The organism is Pseudomonas fuscovaginae SE-1 (assembly GCF_000364705.1).
In the GTDB taxonomy this organism is placed as follows: Bacteria; Pseudomonadota; Gammaproteobacteria; order Pseudomonadales; family Pseudomonadaceae; genus Aquipseudomonas; species Aquipseudomonas fuscovaginae_A.
Window position 1 is genome coordinate 1 of sequence record NZ_AQOH01000268.1, and the last position, 2675, is coordinate 2675.

The 2675-nt window shown below is 67.0% G+C and carries 1 protein-coding gene; it reads left to right on the forward strand.

Translation table 11 applies throughout. The features are described from left to right. Nucleotides 1–2675 (forward strand): condensation domain-containing protein (locus K675_RS0121730; protein ID WP_026145415.1); only part of this gene is annotated, 2675 nt, incomplete at both ends.

Sequence of the window (2675 nt, forward strand, 5' to 3'; positions counted from 1 at the left end):
TGCGACCCTGCATCTGCCGCCGGCGGATATCGATCACCAGGATATCGATCGTCTGCTCGGCTGGTGGCTGCAGCAACCGTTGCAGGTGAGCTTCCTGTCCACGCCGGTGGCCGAATACGCCTTCAGCCGGCAACTCGAACATCCGACCCTGCGCACGCTGCTGATCGGTGGCGACCGCCTGCGCCAGTTCAGCCAGGCGCAACGCTTCGCGGTGATCAACAACTACGGTCCGACCGAGGCCACGGTGGTGGCGACCTCCGGGGTGATGGAGGCCGGGCAGGTGCTGCATATCGGCAAGCCGATCGCCAATGCCCGGGTTTATCTGCTGGACGAGCAATTGCAACCGGTGCCGGTCGGGGTGGCGGGCGAGTTGTATATCGGTGGGGCCGGGGTGGCGCGGGGTTATCTGAACCGTCCGGACCTGACCGCCGAACGCTTCATCCGCGATCCGTTCAGCGCCGATCCGCAGGCGCTTCTCTACCGCACCGGCGACCAGGCACGCTGGCTGGCCGATGGCAATCTCGATTACCTGGGGCGCAACGACGACCAGTTGAAGATCCGCGGTGTGCGAATCGAACCGGGCGAGATCGAGGCGGCGCTGAACAGCCATGAAGTGATCGGCGAATCCGTGGTGCTGGTCCGTGACGGCCGCCTGGTGGCCTGGTTCACCGCGGGTGAAACCATGGCGGTGGAAACGCTGAGCGACTATCTGCACGATCGACTGCCGGACTACATGGTGCCGTCCGCCTACGTGCAGCTCGACGCGCTGCCGCTGACCGCCAACGGCAAGCTCGACCGCCGGGCGCTGCCGGCTCCGGACCAGACGGCCCTGCTGAGCCGCGAGTTCGAGGCGCCGCAAGGGGCCGTCGAGATCGCCCTGGCGCAGATCTGGGCCGAGGTGCTCAAGCTTGAGCGGGTGGGGCGTCATGACCACTTCTTCGAATTGGGCGGCCATTCGCTGCTGGCGGTGACACTGATCGAGCGCATGCGCCAGGCCGGTCTCGACAGCGATGTGAGGGTGCTGTTCAGTCAGCCGACGCTGGCGGCGCTGGCGGCGGCCATCGGCAGCGGTCGCGAGGTCGAGGTGCCGGAAAACCGTATTCCCGCCGATTGCCAGCACATCACCCCGGACCTGTTGCCATTGATCGAGCTGGACCAGGCGAGCATCGACCGCCTCGTCGCCGCCATTCCCGGTGGCGCGGCCAACGTGCAGGACATCTACCCGCTGGCACCGTTGCAGGAAGGCATCCTCTATCACCACATGAGTGCCGGGCAGGGCGACCCGTACCTGCTGCAGTCGCAGATGGCCTTCGACAGCCTGACGCACCTGCAAGCCTTTACCGGCGCCCTCCAGCAGGTGATCGACCGTCACGATATCCTGCGTACCAGCGTGCACTGGGAAGGCCTGGATCGGCCGCTGCAGGTGGTGCGCCGGCAGGCGCCGCTGCGGGTCCTCGAGGTCGCGCTGCAGGCCGCCGACGGCGATGTCCTGGCGCAGTTGCACCAGCGTTTCGATGCCCGGCACTACCGCCTGGATATCCGCCAGGCTCCGCTGGTGGAACTGGTGCATGCCAACGACCCGGTGGGACAGCGGATCGTCGCGATCCTGCTGTTCCACCACCTGGCCGTCGACCATACCGCGATGGAGGTGGTGGGGCGCGAGATGCGTGCGTTCATCGAAGGTCGCGCCGAGGCACTCGCTGCACCGGTGCCGTATCGCAACTATGTGGCTCAGGCGCGCCTGGGTGTCAGCGAGCAGGAACACGAGGCGTTCTTCCGCGAAATGCTCGGCGATATCGATGAGCCGACCCTGCCGTTCGGCCTGCAGGACGTGCAGGGCGACGGGCACGACATCGAGGAAGCCTGGCAGCGCCTGCCACTGGCGCTTGCCGCTCGGCTGCGCCAGCAGGCACGGCTGCTCGGGGTCAGTGCCGCCAGCCTGTTCCATCTGGCCTGGGCCCGGGTGCTGGCAGCCACCTCCGGCAAGCAGGCGGTGGTGTTCGGCACAGTGTTGCTGGGTCGGATGCAGGGTGGCGAAGGTGCCGACCGGGCGTTGGGCATGTTCATCAACAGCCTGCCGTTGCGGGTCGATATCGATGACACGCCGGTACGCGCCGGGGTCAAGGCGACCCACGGCCGCCTGACCGCGCTGCTCGGCCACGAGCACGCCTCGCTGGCCCTGGCCCAGCGTTGCAGTGGCGTGGCCGCATCGCTGCCGCTGTTCAGCGCGATGCTCAACTATCGCCACAGTGATGCCGGTCTCTTCGACAAGGCCACCCCAGGTGCCTGGAGGGGCATCGAGACTCTGGCCAGTGAAGAACGTACCAACTATCCGCTGAGCCTGAACGTCGATGACTTGGGCGAAGGTTTCAGCATGACCGCCATGACCCCCGCCCGAATCGGCGCGCAACGGGTCTGTGATTTCATGCTGGCGACCCTGGAGGGGTTGGTCGATGCGCTCGAACAGGAGCCGCGGCGGGCGCTCAATCGCTTGCCGGTGCTGACCGCACAGGAGCGGCAGCAGGTGCTGGAGGCGTTCAATGCCACCGCGGTCGACTACCACCTCGACCAGACCCTGCACGCTCTGTTCGAGGCCCAGACGCAGCGGGCGCCGCAGGCGCAAGCCGTGGTGGCGGGCGAACAGCGGCTGAGCCATGACCAGTTGAACCGCCGCG